The organism is Pedobacter sp. GR22-10 (assembly GCF_026239715.1).
GTDB lineage: Bacteria > Bacteroidota > Bacteroidia > Sphingobacteriales > Sphingobacteriaceae > Pedobacter.
This window is the reverse complement of record NZ_JAPIVR010000002.1, coordinates 197,288-214,261: the sequence shown is the minus strand read 5'-3', so window position 1 is coordinate 214,261 and position 16,974 is coordinate 197,288. Positions and strand designations below refer to the sequence as shown.

Below are 16,974 nucleotides of genomic sequence, written 5' to 3'. Positions count from 1 at the left end.
GAGCCTATCAATGCTAACCTGTCGAAGGGTTTGTGAAAAGGTTCTTCGACAGGCTCAATGTGACGAGTCTTAATAAAAATTAATAATCATATTAAAGCTTTTTTCGTAGCACAGGGCTTAATTAGCGTGTTCAATTGTAGATACTTTTACCACTGGAACATCAATTTTCTGTGGACTTTTTATTTCCATTGAGCTGTTTTTCTGGATTGGAAAAAATACTTCAGTCATCGCCGTAAGTCCATCATCTGCAAATAGTTCTACAGATGCGGCGTCAATAAAGACGATTATTTTTTTATGATCTGCAGCTGAAATCCGCGGTGAAAAATGTTTTCCAGCAAAACTTTTTTCAAATGCACCATTACCTGCATTACTGCGGTCGATAAAATAACCTTTTTTCTGTTCGAAACCAATAATAAGCCTTTGGTTTTTTCCGTCTCCAAGTTCAATGCTGAAGTCGCCCGGACTATTAACCTGCAGCTCAATCCTGGTGCCTTTTCCTTCAATTAATCCCGCAGAAAGATCTAATGAATGAATTCCAGTCAATCCTCTGCGTTCAAATACCACCTTTTCCAGTTTCGACAATTCAGTAACAGGATTTGAAGCAAGATATACCTCTTCATTAACTTTTTTAAGGGTCAAATCGCGGGGTAGGGTGGTAGCGCCACGCCAGGCCGTAGTCGGTACCACATTGGCGTAATTCCAATTGTTCATCCATCCCATCAGCACTTTTCTTGCCCCTGTATTGGAGAACGTGACACCCGCATAATTGTCCGTACCATAGTCCATCCATTTTTGCTTTTCAGCATCAGGTTTAAAAGTTTTTCCGTCAAAATCACCCGTAAAATACTGCGTGGCTGAACCACCATTTGGCCCGCCCGGGTTGATGCTCACCAGGAGTACCCAATGTGTTTTACCATCAAGTTCGAGTGGGAATAAGTCAGGACATTCCCACACACCACCATGGGCACCAAGCTTTTCGCCAAACTCGCTTTCCTTGCTCCACTTCTTTAAATCAGGAGAAGAATAAAATGTGATCCGGTCTTTGGTGGCCAAGGTCATGATCCATTTTCCGGTAGCCGCATGCCACATTACCTTTGGATCCCTAAAATCCCAGATACCCGGATTAGGAAGAACAGGATTTCCAGCGTACTTCGTCCAGGTTTTACCTTCATCAAGACTATAAGCAAGACTTTGATATTGGTGAAGTCCTGTCTTCTGATCTTCAATTTTCTTGTTGTGGTGCGTAAATATCGCTACCATGGCGTTTTTTCCAAAACCCGCCGTATTATCTTTATCGATGACCGCACTTCCAGAGAATATGGTTCCAAGGCTATCCGGATACAAGGCGATGGGCTGCTCTTCCCAATGAATCATATTCTTGCTTATTGCATGGGCCCAGTGCATAGGGCCCCAAATGGTAGAATCGGGATTATACTGAAAAAATAAATGGTATTTTCCATTCAAATAGACCATTCCATTTGGATCATTCATCCAATGGGCTTTAGGTGTAAAGTGGTATTTCGGGCGATAGGGTTCCATATCTGCGCTTTTTTGATGCACCATTCTCGTTGACGTACATCCATAAAAAAAAGATGCAACGAGTAAACCAAAGTATAAATTTCTTTTTATTGCCATTTTTATAAGTTTAAAATATAATTAAAATGATTATTGCTTACCATATGCTTTTGAGTTTCCATGCCTGGATATTTAATGTTGTATTTCCACCCTCGGAAAAAGTCTCCAGACCGGTTTGAGCGTCAGCAGCAAAAGTTGTGGCACTTACCACTTTTTCTCCGTCATTCGCAAATATTTCAATCGAAGAACGATCGACAAAGATATGTAAACGAAGGCTGCCTTTATCCAAAGCTAAGGGTACAGCATACTTTTTTGCAAACGATTTTGTAAAAGCGGTATCTGTATTGAAGTTGGTACAGTTGCGCCGGTCTAAGGTAAGTTCACCAAGCTGCGGATCGTACCTGAGTGCTAATTTTCTGCCTTCACCAACGAATAGGTTCAATCCAAAAGCCTTAGCGGTTCCGGGGGTAAATGTGGCATCGAGTTCATAAGAATTTACGTCGGGCTTAAAGTTTTTTATAGATTGAACACCTTTTAGCTGTAACTGTTGACGAATACCACTGTCACGAAGTTGGGCGAGCTGCGGTATCGGCTGCTGAAAAACCCTCCATCCGGATGGCATCTCTCTCAAAGTCATCATCCTGGGAATAGATTGAAATCCCTTTCCCCATTTGGATGGCGCCTTGCGTGCATAGTCCCAGTTTCCCATCCAGCCGATGGCATGAACGGTGTCGGCTGGGGCGCTACTTTTATCATAATCCCTCCAGGTTCTGGTCGCATAATAATCAGGTCCATAATCCAGCCACAAGGCGTGTTCAAGGTGTTGATTGCTTAACTGATCAGAAAACGTAACATGATCAATAGCAATGAAGCCGTTAGTCGCATCTCTACTCAAATCTACAAGCTCCAGTTGTGCTTTCTTGCCTATCCAAGGACGTACGTCCCAGCCATTCCACTTAAACACCTTGGTGTTATCGCCGCTGGTAGTCCTTACCGCCTGACCATCCACCAAAAGATTTACACAGGTACTATCCTGGTGATTTCCGCCCATCAGCAAAAAATTAATGGCTTTAGCGCTTATGGTGAAAGGCTGAGATTTTGACCGAAAAACTGTTGCAGAAGCATTTGCGGTACTCAGGTAATGCTTACCTAGATAATCAGTCACACCAGATACTTTGTTTTCATGCTCTTCCGGAAACTTCGGCCATTTTGAATTTTTACCTTCAAAATCCTCAAAAACAGACCCTTTAATACCTTGTCCAACACTAAGGTATTCTGCAATTTTTTTATCCGTTACAAAAGTCTTCCCATTAAAATCGCCCACAAAATACTGTACCCGGTTCGGACCTCTTCCAATAATGAGCACCCATTTCTTCTCATTAGATCCTTCAATCGGAAGTTCGAAAAGATCAGGACATTCCCAAAATGAATTTTTTGCCCCCAGGCCTTCAAAGCTGTTGCAAAATGCCCAGTTTTTGAGGTCTGATGACTGATAAATATGAACCTGCTGAACGTCAGGCCTGGAAACAACCATTTTCCAGCTTTTGTCCTGTTCATACCAGAACACCTGGGGATCCCTGAAAAAGACTTTATTGATATCCAGAACCGGATTCTTTTGGTAATAGTCAAAACTTTTCCCCTCATTATTACTGATGGAAATGGCTTGTGTTTCAGGAAGCGAATCACCGGGAAGGTGTTTGGTGTAAAAAGCGATCATGCTATTCTTTCCAAATCCTCCGGTGTTCATTTTGTCTACAACCACCGATCCGCTGAAGTAAGAAAATCCCATTCCTTCTTTCATAGGTCTGGGCATTTCCTGCCAGTGAACCAGATCCTTCGAAACCGCATGGCCCCACCAAAAAAGATGGTAGGTATTATTGTAATGAACAAGTCCATCCGGGTCGCCCATCCATCCCTTTGCCGGGCTGAAATGATACATAGGTCGATATTCCTGTGCTTTTCTATCGATTTCCTGGCCATTTACATAGCCGCTCAACAATAAAAACAGTCCGAGTACATACCGAAAATCAAAACCATAGCCAGATTTATTGCTCATCACCTTGAGGATTAATGGGTTGATACTTTCAAACTAGTCACTTTTAACTCTAATCCAGTAGCAGTTAGCGACCATGGTGTACCTTTGGCACTATAACTTCTGTTGGTTAGAGCAACCTGGTCATTAAGATAGAGTACGATGATCGATCCATCCACGATAATACTAAAGTCGTATGTTTTTCCCTGTTCGAAAACAAATGGAACTCGGGTAACTTCCTGGCCATTATTATAGGCGGCAATACGTTTTGATGCCGGTTCGAACCTGATCTGGTAGGATCCGCTAAGGTCAGTTTTTGCATTAAAGTTTAAGGAGGCTGTTCCGTTAAGATTGCTTAAAGATAGTTTTCCTTTAACCATAGTTGTTCCGTTAAGCGCTGCAAACCTGTATCCTGAAGCTGAAGAGGTTCCGGTTAGGGTGTAGTTGCCGGCCGATCCGCTAACGGTGCCGATCTGAGCGCTCACGGTAGCATCTGCATCTTTACTGAAATAACTTTTTACGCTATTTGGGGCTTTCACCGCAAGTTTATCATTGCCCAGCTTAGTAATTTGCTGACTGATAAGGTTTCCTCCCCAGGTGCGAACGCCATTGTCATTTTCCGGACTGCGGCGGTGTGCCCAGCCGAAGGCATAACGTTCAGTACCATTGCTTACAGTTTTTCCGGCATAAAACTGATGCCCGTCGAACATATCCATGCCATCTGTTGGCTTCAACCATGGCCCCGCTGAAGACGATGCTACCCTATAATGGGTTCCCGGACTTGAACTCCAATCTTCTGCAAAAAGCATAAAATACTTGTCATCAATTTTAAAAACATCCGCACATTCGAGCATCAGGTAATCGCCTTCAACCGAAAGAGGACCCCTTAACTGCCAGTTATCACTTGCCGGATCGGCACTGGTGTAAACGAGAATTACGCCTTTGTTGTCTTTTTGAGCACTCACCATCATCCAGTAGTTAGAAAATTCAGTATTGTAGAATACATAAGGATCTCTAAAGTCTGTTGTTGCATAACCGTCTGGTGCTTTTAGCGCAAAACCAGCCTTCTTTGTCCAACCGGTGGTTGTGCTGCTGGTGGCATACATAATCGCTTCGCGGGTATTGGCTGAAACCAATGCGCTGTTGTTATTCTGCAACCAGCTGTTATTTGCATTATAACCTGTATAGTAAAAGTAATTGGTATTTCCAGCCTTTAGCATAGACCCTGTGCCAATGAGGTGATCTTGTGTAGATTTATTGCCATATGGAATCATCTCGCCATCATAGCTGAAATCGAGCAGGTTTTTAGAGCTCAGCTTATGGATCGCATGCTGACCAGTGCTGCTTTGCTTCACCTGATCCGGATCATCATGCAGAAAAAACAGTTCGAACTGCCCGTTCACATAGCTGGGCATCACATCTCCAACCCAACCCGTGGCCTGTCCTGTAGTAGAGTTCGGGCTTATTTGTGGTTTCGGAAAAATGTTAAATTTCTCTTCGATAAAAGGTTCCGCCGGGGCGTAGGTTTTTTCTTTGGTGCAAGACAGGAAAAGCGAAACCGCCATTCCTGCCAATAATATTCTTTTCAATGCCATGTTATTTCACTATTTAATTGTGAATTATTTTTTTAGATAGTCGATCGCATTTTTAGTCAGCCTGCGAATATTGGTGATAAATCTGTTACTTGTAGGTGCACCATTTTGAGGTTCGGAATACCAGTCGTAGGCACCAAAAGTGATAACCACTACATTTCCAGGTCCATTGGTCTGAGGCCATTCAGCAATGCCAACGCGGCCGTCAAGGTTATCATCCCATGCTTCAGATGCCAGGTTTATGCCACCGGTCTGCTGACGCCATCCTGCACCGTTCATGTAGCCTCCCCATTCCGGAAGAAACCACCAGGCTGTGTGGTTAAGCCTGAAAGTTCCCTTTTGCAGAAGGTTGGCCTTACCGGTTTCATAGGTTTCTAAACCCTGAAACAGAGGATGAGATTCCTTGCCCTTGAAAGAGATACCCCAATCGCTGCCATTTTCGATAAATCCATTCGGGAGAAAGTCGCCAAAAACATTATTTGGCCCTTTACCGGCTGGCACTACGCCTAATGCTTCAACATACTTGCCGGCAAAAGAGGTTAACAGCAAACTTCCACCTCCATTCCGGTAAGCTTTCAGGGCCGTTAAACTGGAAGTACTGATAGCCTGCGTTGGGAGGTCCTGTGCAGAATCGAAGTGCCACCAGATTACCTTATAGTTAGAAAAGCGTTTTCCGGTTTCTAAAGCACCAAATGAAATATAGTCTGCAGTAGGGTAGGTGGAGAAAAACCAGTCACTTGCTGTTTTTTCGTCAGGGTTCGTTATTGCCGATCTTGAACTTGCCGTACCTAAAAATGCATATTCACTTACCGAATTGCTGATAAAGGTGACCTGGTAACTTGTTGTAAAATTGCCTTTAGTGAACGTATAGGTTACGGGTTGATTGAAGTTCTGTGCTGTGCCACTTAGTGGGCTAACCACAACATCTGCTTCTGATTCTATGACTGGTTTAATTCCAGCCAAATCTGTTCCATCGGGAAGGATTAACGTTGCGGTACGGTTATCGTGATTAATTGATGCCTTTAAGCTGCCTACGGAAACGCTTTTGAGTGGGGGCGTAATTTTCACCGTTGTGGAGTAATCTTTGAAGAGATTTCCATTCACTACCCTGAAATCAACAATACCGGTAAAATTGATGGGTTTAGTAAAATTCATAGAACTTGTTGCGCCATCCGGCATTTCCAGCTTAGGCATCAAATTTGAAATATCTGTGCCAAAAGGAACATTAACGCTTATCGCACCCGTTTTTTGGTCGATAGTTGCAGCAATACCATTAATCGAATAAGACATGAGTTGTACCTGACTGTCAAGTTTAAAATCATTGTTCTTATCCTTTTTGCAGCCCAGGATGGTTAAGGCCATAACAAAAGCAAAAAATGCTTTCAATATTTGCTTTAATTTCATTTTCTAATATTTTAGCGGTTTAGTAACCTGGATTTTGAATATAGTTGTTTTCACTAAAGAATATCTGGTTCTGAGGAATTGGCAGGTATTCGTCCCTTCCTTTTGTGAATCTCGCGCTCGTAAAGATGCTTCTGAAGCTTTTTTCCGAATCAAAAAAGGAGTTGATCACCTGATCGGCTACGCCCCATCGGATGAGATCAAAAAACCTTTCTCCTTCCAGCGCCATTTCTAAACGGCGTTCAAATCGCAGGGCTTTTCTGGCGTTTGCCTGATCCCATACTATATTTGTTCCCGGAACATATTGCTGTACGTTGTATCTGGAGGTGGGCTGTCCATTGGCCATCACCAGTTTTGCCGTGCTTTTAGATGCCCGGTCTCTTATCGCATTTATAATTGGTAAAGCTTCACTTTGCCTGCCCAGTTCAATCAGCGCTTCTGCTTTAAATAACATCACATCAGCTAACCTGATCATAATTCTGGCTTTTGTATTGCCGAAAAACGGAGCAACATTTATAAAACAGTCACAATCAGGGGATACGTTTTCTTTCATCGAGTTATAAGTTCCGTACAGCGGAATATTCCTGCTCCAACTTGCCGTAACCACTCTTGTCGGATCATATTTCCATGGCGCTCCGGGTCTGGATATGGTATGGTCTACTCGTGGATCAACTGTGTTTGTAGCGAAATCGACATTCTGTTGGTTGAAAGTATCAAATAATGGTATTCCGGTAGTTGTTGTTCTGAAAGCATTCATCAGCGTTTGTGACGGTTTTTGGAAATCGCAGCATCCGATACCTTGTGGTACCGTAAGCATATCACCGAAGTTCACCCGGCCTCGTCCTGCGCCATCATTACTGGAAAACTGAACAGACATAATTGCTTCAATGCCATTCTCGAATGCTCCTGACGTGAAATTATTTGCAAAATCTGCCTGTAGCTTATAGGATGAAGCCAACACCTGATCTGATGCATCAATAACCTGCTGCAACCTGTTCTGGTCGATTCCGGTTACGGCATGTGTTGTATTCTGCGTGTACGCCTGGAACAAACGTGTTTTTGCTAAAAAAGCATAAGCTGCAAATTTGTTGGCTCTTCCGATCTGTGGTTGGGTTGCAGGTAGTGCATCAGCCGCCGCCTGGAAGTCACCGGCAATCTTCTCCAGAATCTGATCCCTGGTTAGTGCGTTGTTTTTTATATTTTTGTATTCATCTGAAGGTACTGTATCATCAATATACGGGATATTTTTAAACAGGTTCTCTACCATCAGGTACCAGTATCCGCGTAAGAAACGAAGTTCGGCTAAACGGGTTTTAACCAATGGATATTCCGCTTCGCTAAATTTGCTCAGCACCCTGATGCCTTCATTTGCCCGCCTGATGCCTACATAGATATTAAACCAGATGACATCATAGTTCCATTGATCCGGTCTGGAGGCAATAAAAGTCTCCATATTATGGAAAACATCTCCATCATTGATGCCGCCACCGCCTTTATAGGCATCATCAGCGCGGATATTTCCATACTGGTACATACTAAATGCCCTGTTAATTTCATCGTTTCCTAGTTGTGAATAGGCTGCGGTTACAAAACCCTCGGCCTGCGCCGGAGTGGCAACCTGGTTTTCGTTAAGCGAACCTTTGGGTCCAACTTCAAGTGCTTTTTTGCAGCCTGTGGCTAATATCAGCGAGACAGCAAGGGTGATTATATATTTTTTCATTTGTCTAAAGTTATTTTAAATGGTAATGAAGCTATCATGATTTTTTTCACATGTTTCTATCGTGCTTTAGTGTTCAAGAACTCGCAAGCTCGGTTTATTGATTGGTATTGTGGTTGGCAAAATCATGATGGTTTCATAATAAAATCTTCAATTATTTAAAATCTTACATTAATTCCGGCGGTAACAACCAATGGATTAGGGTAGCCAAACCCAGGAGTTTCCGGATCCAGACCGGTGAAGGATTTTGACTTCATTAAAATGGCTAAATTGTCTCCTCCTACGTACACACGAAGATTTTGCATTTTTAACTTACTGATTAGCTGCTTATTAAATGTGTAGCCAATTTGCGCATTTCTCAGTTTCAGATAAGATCCATTTTCTATAAAATAGGTTGAAAGACGGGATTCGAAATTATCATCTGTCAGTGCCACTGCCGGAATATCGGAGTTCGGATTGGAAGGTGACCAGGCATTTAATAGTCTTGCCCCTTTATTTGAGGAGGACTCAATGGCGCTCCAGAAATCCGTATATGATTTGGCCTCATTTAATATAGCAACATCACCTATGCCCTGCAGAAGAAAAGAGAAATCAAAATTTTTGTAGTTGATGTTTGCATTAAAGCCATAAGTATATTTTGGCAAAGGATTTCCGATCCAGGTACGGTCATTTGCATTGACAACGCCATCATTGTTTAAATCCACATAGCGGATTCGCCCAAGTCCCTTGTTGGGCTGTGCAGCATGATTATCTACTTCAGCCTGCGTTCTGAAAAGACCATCGGCAACATAACCAAAGAATGATCCAAAAGTTCTTCCCAGGATATTCTGTCCCTGGCCATCACCTCCGTAGGCGTTTACAACTGCCGGAGGCAAATAGGTAACCTTATTTCTAACCATATCGAAATTACCGTTCACATCGATGCTTAAATCATCCGTTAAGCGGCTTTTGTGCCCCAGGGATAATTCAAATCCACGGTTTTGCATGGATGCCCCGTTTACATAGGTATTACCGCCTTCTCCCAACACACCAATATATGGAGGAAGCAATAAGATGCCGGTGGTGTTTTTAAGGTAATAGCCAATGCTACCATACAATTTTTGTTTCCAGAGCGAAAAGTCGAGGGCGGCATTGCTCATTTCTGTTGCTTCCCAACGCAGGTTTGGATTGGCATTCTGAGACAGATAAAACCCTGAAGGAAGCACACCGCTTTTGTTACCATTAATATCATAAGAAGTGATATTGTAGTTAGACAGGTAAATATTATAAATTGCGTTATTGTTAATTTCCTGGTTACCGGTTTTTCCCCATCCTGCATGAAGTTTCAAATCGTCAACAATGGAGGTATTGTTCTTTATAAAAGATTCTTCGCTAATTCTCCAGGCACCTGAGAATGCAGGGAACCAGCCATATTTATTGTTCGCTCCAAACCTGGAAGAGCCGTCTCTTCTGATGGTTGCAGATAGGAGGTAGCGATCCATATAAGAATAGTTTGCTCTACCTATGTAAGACATGAGCACGTTTTTTGCACCACTGCCACTGTTGTCTTTTATGCCCGTACCCGCATCTAAATAAAGGTAATCAGGATCTTCTAAAACAAATCCTTCCCGTGATGCCATAAAAGTATTGTTATTTTCCACAAAGTGTTCTGTTCCCGCAAAAGCATTCAGGCGGTGATTGCCCGACTCCAGGCTGTAGTTCAGGGTATTTGTCCAGGTGGTTTTCACGTTGTGTGTCTGGGTATTGATTACTTTGTTTACATCATTAACCAGGTAACCGCTCTGGTATTTTTTTTGCCAGTTCCTGCTGGTATAGTCACCGTAATCAATCCCGAAATTGGATTTGAATGTCAAACCCTTAGCGATTTTAACATCTGCAAAGAAATTACCAAACAACCTCATGAAGTCATAGCCATTTTGTTGATTATCTTCCAGTACCCGAACAGGATTCTGGCGATCGTTCATCCCATCAACAGGACCACCCCAGCCTATGCCATCTACGGTATGAACCGGTATAATAGGCAATGCCTGTAGTGCAGAATTAATAATGTCTGCAGCAACTTCTTTTGTTTTGGTTACGCTCAGGTTCTGACCTATCGTTAATCCACCATTGAATAACTTATAGTCTGAATTTATTCTCGCTGAAATACGGTTAAATCCGGTCGTTCTTACAATACCTTTGTTGTCAAAGTAGCCGAGTGAAAGTAAGTAGTGTCCGTTTTCAGTTCCGCTTGAAACCTGGGCATCATAGTTCTGAATAATACCAAGCTGAGATACTTCTTTAAACCAATCTGTATTTGAAGTGCGAAGGGTTTGTGTCGAGTTTAGAAATTCGGGTAAAAGTACCTTATTCAATACGGGCTGATTGGTGTTTGGATCAACCTTCCAGTCGAATTGATAACGCAATCCGTTCGAATTGGGGTCGAGGTTTTTGTTGACATAGGCCTGCCACAAAATTTTACCATAACCTTCTGCATCCAGCATCTCTAATTTATTGACATAAGTTGAAAGCGATGAATACGCATTCCCACTCAACTGTGTCTTACCTGTTTTTCCTTTTTTAGTTGTGATAACGATTACACCGTTTCCTGCCCTGGCACCATAGATACTGGCAGACGAAGCATCTTTAAGAATCTGCATGGATTCAATATCTGCCTGATTAAGTTCATGCATGCCTGATTTTGTGGGTACGCCATCAATAATGTATAGGGGGTCGTTGTTATTTAAAGTTCCGATACCCCTGATTCGAATGGTTGCCGGAGCGCTGGGCGCTCCGTTTCCTGTGATGTATACGCCCGCTACCTGTCCTTGCAATGCTTTCATTGGATTGGCTACAGATTGCTTTTTAAGTTCATCTACATCTACAATGGCCACATCACCTGTCAGATCTTTTTTCCTTTCCGTCTGGTAGCCCGTTACCACCACATCATTCAGGTTGGTGGCAGAGACTTCGAGTTGCGCGTCTACTACAGCGGTAGGGCCAACCTTTGAACTGACCGTCTGGGCACCCATGTAAATAAACCGGAGGGTTTGCCCCGCTGCAGCCTGGATTAAAAACTTCCCTTTTTCGTCTGTTTGGGTGGACTTACCCGTTTCTACATTATAGACGGAAGCCCCCGGAACAGGTTTTGAGGATTTATCGGTGACCGTCCCGGTAATGTTTCGGATTTGTGCATATGTACTTGCCATAAAGCAAAACACGAGAACACAGCAAAGTATTACTTTTCTCATAAAATATGGTTTATAATGGTTAGTTTTTTCTATATAATCAGCATTTGCCGGTTATAGTTTATTTCTTTTTTAACCTCTAAGCAGCAGTATGCGCACTGTTACTGTCAGGTTTTGTCGTAAATAATTCGTTATAAAAGGCCTGGTATTCGTCAAAATTGTATTCAGGGCATCCGCCTTTCTTGGTTGCGATAAATGCACCCATCGCAATTGCTTTCTTCAGGATTTGCAAGGGTTGATCCCGGCGGTTGTGGGCCGCAATAAAGGCCGCTAGAAAGGAATCACCGCTGCCAATGGTATCCTTTACTTTTACCTCATTTCCCCAAACATTATAGGTTTTGTCAAAATTATAGTATGAGGCACCAAACTCACCTTTGGTTACAATAACTTCTGGGATGTTAAACCGGTCTTGTATAAACCGTACTTTATCCGCTTCCCCTTTCAAAGAACCTCCGAACATGATTTGTACAATACCCAGTTCCGCCTCATTAAACTTGACAATGTCTGCTTTCGATAATAAATGACCTAATTGCGCCTGATTGATAAAAGGTGGACGGAGATTAATATCAAATACTTTAATGGCATCATTATCCAAAAGATGATAAAGGGTATTCCTTGAGGTTTCATTTCTGGACGCTAAACTTCCGAAAATAAAGTAAGTTGATGGTTTGATGTGCTGGAGCAGTTGCTGACTTTGATCAATAAAATCCCAGGCCACCGGAAACACGATCTCATAACTTACTTCATTGCCATTGTTCATTCTGGCCAGAACCTGGCTGGTTTCATATTGCTTATCAACTTGTAAAAGCCCTGTGTTTATTCCCCAGTTTTCCATCAATTCAACAAGTTTCTGTCCATTTTCATCGTTCCCAATCCGGGTGATCAGACTTGAGTCCATGCCAAGCTTATTAAGGTGATAAGCAACATTCAACGGCGCCCCTCCAGGCTGTGGACCGTCTGGCAGTACATCCCACAGAATTTCTCCATAACATGTAGCTGGAGTAGAACTATAGTTTGGATTATTTATCATATTATTCATATATCAATTAATGCATCAAAACAACATTTTCTCCGATCTGCTCGAGTGACTTGCCTTTTGTTTCAGGCATCATTTTCCAAACGAACACCAACTGTAGGACCATCATTGCAGAGAAAAAGAAAAATATATTTGCACCTCCGAATGATTCTGCCAGGTAGGGAAAGCAAAATGCAATTAGTGCTGCCATTACCCAATGGGTAGAACTGCCGAGGGTTTGTCCTTTTGCCCTGACCTGATTGGGAAAGATTTCAGAAATGAATACCCAAATCACCGCGCCCTGAGAAAAAGCAAAGAAGGCAATGAAGAGCATGACATAAATCGGGATTTCGAAACCGCTGGATGAACCGCCCAGAAAAGCAAATGCAACAAGTCCAAGAGATACAATAAGACCTACAGAACCAATCAGCATCAAGGTTTTTCGACCAACTTTATCGATAATGTTAATGGCCAGTAGCGTGAAGATGAAATTGACCATTCCGATACCCACAGTAGATAAAAGCGAAGAATGTGCACCAAGTCCTGCCATTTCAAAAATTCTTGGCGCATAATAAATGATAGCATTTATTCCCGATACCTGGTTGAAGAATGCAAAAAGCACGGCCAGGATAACAGGTGTTTTGTACTTGCCTGAAAAAAGTCCGTCAGATGATTTATTTTGTTGCATATCCTGACCTGACTTCTGTATAGCGGCAAGTTCTTCATTGCAGTTTAGTGGATTGATGATGCGCAGAATTTCCAGTGCTTTATCGTATGCACCTCGTTTAAGTATAAGCCATCTCGGGCTTTCGGGGATAAAGATAATCAGTACTAAAAAAATGATTGATGGAAATGCCTGAACGCCAAGCATCCATCGCCAGGAAGCATCACCACCCTGACTTAATAAATAGTTTGAAAGATAGGAAATCAGTATTCCTAATACCACATTAAACTGAAAAAGACCAACCAGTGTGCCCCGTCTGTGGGCGGGTGACACTTCTGATATGTAAATGGGTGCGGTTACAGAGGAGATGCCCACACCAAGTCCGCCAAGCAGGCGAAAGATCAAAAATATATACCAATTATCTGCAAGTGCAGTACCTACAGATGATAGCAGATAAGCCAGTGCTACAAAATAAAGTGTGTTTTTTCTGCCGAAATAATCAGAGGGACGTGATCCCACCAATGAGCCGATTACTGTTCCTATAAGTGCGATGGATATGGTAAGTCCGTGGGCGAATGCAGAGAGGTTCCAGAATTCCTGAATAGATTTTTCAGCACCGGAAATCACCGCTGTGTCAAAGCCAAACAAAAAGCCGCCTAAGGCCACAACCATGGACCATGCCAGGACAGAGTGTTTTTTCATAAAAGTTTATTATTGGTTAAGGGTTGCAAATTATACCAAATGAGAAAAGCCTGCTATTAAAAATCTTTCAAAAACCTCTAAAAAATTAAATAATTCAACTATTTGTAAATCAGTATATTAATTTAATTTATTGCTTGGGGATGCCCCATACTTTCAATATTTGAACACAATTCTTTAAATATGGTTACATGTCTGCCTGATGGGATTTATCCGGCGTTTCCGAAATTGAAAAGTAATCTCTAGCTTTAGTAGATGAATAACCAGATATTCTTTAAAACTTATCCAATACAACGTTTTAATATTCGCATTTCGAGCCTGATCTTTTGCCTGTTTTTTCTCACTTCCTGCTTCAAAAAACAGGAAGCGAAAAAGTTCACTATCGGTTTTTCCCAATGTGTGGGATCTGATTTATGGCGGAAGACCATGCTCGAAGAAATGAAAATGGAACTTTCCCTGCGTTCGGGAACCAACTTCATTTATATGGATGCGAACAACAGCAGCAAGAAGCAAATTCAACAAGTGGAAAAAATGATCAGTGATGGTATTGATCTTTTAATTATATCTCCAAATGAGGCTTCTCCCTTAACCGCTATTGTTGAACAGGTTTATGATAAAGGAATACCTGTAATTGTGCTGGATCGCAAAACATCCTCCACACAATATACCGCTTATGTAGGTGCAGAGAACTATCAGGTAGGGAAAATGGCCGGGCAATACATCAATAAACTGTTACATGGAAAGGGAAAGGTGGTTGAAATACTTGGACTGCCGGGATCTTCACCAGCCATAGAACGCGACAAGGGATTCTCTGATGAACTTCGTAATTTCCCGGGAATAAAGCTGGAATCGCAGCTTTATGGCAACTGGATCGCCGGCAGTACATACCAGGAACTGGGTAAAAACAAGGAAAAAATATTAGCCTCAGATGCCATCTTTGCCCACAATGATGTTATGGCCGCAAGTGCAAGAGCATTTCTTCGCCACCATAAATCAAGTAAACCCATCAAGGTAATTGGTGTGGATGCCCTTCCCGGTGCAGGCGGCGGACTACAGATGGTAAGTGATAAAAAAATTACAGCCAGTGTTTTATATCCTACAGGAGGAAAGGAAGCCATTAATATCGCTTTTAAAATTCTCAATAAAGAGCCCTTTTCAAAAGAAAACATTCTGCAGAGTTTAGTGATAGACAGTACATCGGTGCAATTAATGAAACTTCAATGGGCCAAGGTATCAAGTCAGCAAAAAGATATCGAACGCCAGCAAACGATGTTGGCCGATCAGCTCCAGATTTATGATAGTCAAAAGTTGGTGCTCAACATTATTGTCATTACACTTGTTTTAGCCGTGATATTTGGCGGACTGGCATTCTTTTCCTTATTGGAGAACAGGAAAATCAACAAAAGCCTGGAACAAAAAAATGCCGAGATACTGGATCAACGCAATCAGCTGCTGGATGCTTCAGCAAAGATTGAAGCTGCAACCGAAGATAAGCTGAATTTTTTTACCAATATATCACATGAGTTTAGAACTCCTCTTACCCTGATACTATCTCCATTAGAAGATCTGCTTAAAAATAGCAATATCAATGCCGGAGAAAAAAGGGAACTTATTATGATCCAGAAGAATGCATATCGCCTCCTTAAGCTTGTGAACGAACTTATTGATTACAGAAAAATCGGACATCAAAAATTCCAGGTACATCCAACCAGAAATAAGGTGCAGTCATTTTTAAATGAAATTGTAGAAAGCTTTCGCTACTGGGCATCAAAAAAGGATATTGCTTTAAAGCTTTCCGGACCTCAAGAAGATATTGTGGCCAATTTTGATACTAACATCCTGGAAAAGGTGATTTTGAATCTGTTAAGTAATGCATTGAAATTTACACCAAGTCACGGTAAGATACAGGTGAAATTATCAGGTGGAGAAAATGATTTTTCCATAGAGGTTACGGATAATGGTAGTGGCATGACTCAGGAGGAGGTACATCATGTGTGGGATCAGTTTTATCAATCCAATACCAACGAATCAAGAGGGTCTGGCCTCGGACTTTCTCTAACACGTGAACTCGTTTACTTACACGGGGGGACTATTGAAGTACAAAGCAGTAAATGGAAGGGAAGCACTTTCACGGTTGTGCTGCCTTATGGAAAAACGGTGATCGGAGAACATTTAGCCCTATATGCAGCTGACCGTAGCAGCACCTTAGCTGAACAGGTTAAAGTTTTCATTACAGAGGATCTACCGGTTGAGGAAAAGCCACAAAATTTGATTCAGGAATATATAAAAGAGTACGCTGTCCTGATCATTGAGGATAACATCGATTTGTTGAATTATCTTCGTGAAAAATTTGCAGCCAATTATGAGGTTTTTACTGCATCTACGGGGAATCAGGGGCTGCATGAGGCTTTTGAGAAAATTCCTGATGTAATTGTTTCTGATGTAGTCATCCCCGGAATGTCGGGTAAGGAGATCGCAAAAACACTAAAGACTGACCTTCGTACATCGCACATTCCCATCATTTTACTTACTGCTCAAGGTAGCCCCGAACAACAGATTGAAGGCATAAATAGCATGGCCGATATTTACATGACCAAACCTTTTCATTTTGATTATCTGCTGGCAAATATTCAGAACCTGCTTATGAACCGTATGATATTGAAAGAACATTATATCAGTGATATCAGCAGCAACACCGAAAAGAAATCAACGCTGAGTGTACTGGATAGGAAATTTCTCAATGATTTTGCCGGAATTGTGGAGCATCATCTCAGTAATGAAGCCTTGAGCGTGGAGGATCTGGCCAAGACAATTGGCATTTCCCGTATTCAGCTTTATAGAAAAGTAAAGGCTTTACTTAACTGTAGCATTACCGATTATATTCTTAACCGCAGGCTAAAAAAAGCAAGCTACCTCTTAATAAATGAAGATTATTCGATTTCAGAAATTGCATTTAAAGTAGGCATTTCTTCACCAACCTATTTTTCAACTTTATTTAAAAGTAAATATGGAATAAGTCCAAGCGAATTTAAAAAAAAGCAAAGCAGTTAAT

General features: G+C 41.9%; 9 protein-coding genes. 1 reads left to right on the top strand and 8 read right to left on the bottom strand.

The genetic code is table 11. The features are described 5' to 3' along the window. Positions 1-117 precede the first annotated feature (117 nt). The 8 genes from OQX64_RS08395 to OQX64_RS08360 form a co-directional block, all read right to left on the bottom strand. Positions 118-1,635, bottom strand: coding sequence for a glycoside hydrolase family 32 protein (locus OQX64_RS08395; RefSeq protein ID WP_265818425.1), 1,518 nt, complete (start codon positions 1,633-1,635; stop codon positions 118-120). A 37-nt stretch (positions 1,636-1,672) separates the two neighbouring features. Beyond that, on the bottom strand, positions 1,673-3,631 hold the full coding sequence (locus OQX64_RS08390) for a glycoside hydrolase family 32 protein (protein ID WP_265818424.1): 1,959 nt from the start codon (positions 3,629-3,631) through the stop codon (positions 1,673-1,675). A gap of 11 nt (positions 3,632-3,642) precedes the next feature. Then, positions 3,643-5,202: a glycoside hydrolase family 32 protein gene (locus tag OQX64_RS08385; protein ID WP_265818423.1), complete on the bottom strand. Its 1,560-nt coding sequence runs from the start codon at positions 5,200-5,202 to the stop codon at positions 3,643-3,645. Between the two features lie 24 nt (positions 5,203-5,226). After that, positions 5,227-6,603, bottom strand: a complete 1,377-nt coding sequence (locus OQX64_RS08380; RefSeq protein ID WP_265818422.1) for a DUF4960 domain-containing protein — start codon at positions 6,601-6,603, stop codon at positions 5,227-5,229. Between the two features lie 19 nt (positions 6,604-6,622). Next, positions 6,623-8,320 carry a RagB/SusD family nutrient uptake outer membrane protein gene (locus OQX64_RS08375; protein WP_265818421.1) on the bottom strand — a complete coding sequence of 566 codons (1,698 nt, stop codon included), beginning with the start codon at positions 8,318-8,320 and terminating at the stop codon, positions 6,623-6,625. A gap of 155 nt (positions 8,321-8,475) precedes the next feature. Continuing rightward, positions 8,476-11,547, bottom strand: coding sequence for a SusC/RagA family TonB-linked outer membrane protein (locus OQX64_RS08370; protein WP_265818420.1), 3,072 nt, complete (start codon positions 11,545-11,547; stop codon positions 8,476-8,478). Between the two features lie 76 nt (positions 11,548-11,623). Further along, on the bottom strand, positions 11,624-12,583 hold the full coding sequence (locus tag OQX64_RS08365; protein WP_265818419.1) for a carbohydrate kinase family protein: 960 nt from the start codon (positions 12,581-12,583) through the stop codon (positions 11,624-11,626). A 7-nt stretch (positions 12,584-12,590) separates the two neighbouring features. Beyond that, positions 12,591-13,925: a sugar porter family MFS transporter gene (locus tag OQX64_RS08360; RefSeq protein ID WP_088302335.1), complete on the bottom strand. Its 1,335-nt coding sequence runs from the start codon at positions 13,923-13,925 to the stop codon at positions 12,591-12,593. A gap of 252 nt (positions 13,926-14,177) precedes the next feature. Between OQX64_RS08360 and OQX64_RS08355 the strand changes: the two genes are divergently transcribed. Then, the gene (locus tag OQX64_RS08355; RefSeq protein ID WP_265818418.1) at positions 14,178-16,973 is read left to right on the top strand and encodes a substrate-binding domain-containing protein; all 2,796 of its coding nucleotides are present in this window, start codon (positions 14,178-14,180) and stop codon (positions 16,971-16,973) included. The last annotated feature ends 1 nt before the right edge of the window (position 16,974 follow it).

Excerpts from the sequence above, each read along its gene's own strand:
- OQX64_RS08370 (WP_265818420.1), bottom strand. The coding sequence starts at position 11,547 with ATGAGAAAAGTAATACTTTGCTGTGTTCTCGTGTTTTGCTTTATGGCA.
- OQX64_RS08375 (WP_265818421.1), bottom strand. The coding sequence starts at position 8,320 with ATGAAAAAATATATAATCACCCTTGCTGTCTCGCTGATATTAGCCACA.
- OQX64_RS08355 (WP_265818418.1), top strand. The coding sequence starts at position 14,178 with ATGAATAACCAGATATTCTTTAAAACTTATCCAATACAACGTTTTAAT.
- OQX64_RS08395 (WP_265818425.1), bottom strand. The coding sequence starts at position 1,635 with ATGGCAATAAAAAGAAATTTATACTTTGGTTTACTCGTTGCATCTTTT.
- OQX64_RS08390 (WP_265818424.1), bottom strand. The coding sequence starts at position 3,631 with ATGAGCAATAAATCTGGCTATGGTTTTGATTTTCGGTATGTACTCGGA.
- OQX64_RS08380 (WP_265818422.1), bottom strand. The coding sequence starts at position 6,603 with ATGAAATTAAAGCAAATATTGAAAGCATTTTTTGCTTTTGTTATGGCC.
- OQX64_RS08365 (WP_265818419.1), bottom strand. The coding sequence starts at position 12,583 with ATGAATAATATGATAAATAATCCAAACTATAGTTCTACTCCAGCTACA.
- OQX64_RS08360 (WP_088302335.1), bottom strand. The coding sequence starts at position 13,925 with ATGAAAAAACACTCTGTCCTGGCATGGTCCATGGTTGTGGCCTTAGGC.
- OQX64_RS08385 (WP_265818423.1), bottom strand. The coding sequence starts at position 5,202 with ATGGCATTGAAAAGAATATTATTGGCAGGAATGGCGGTTTCGCTTTTC.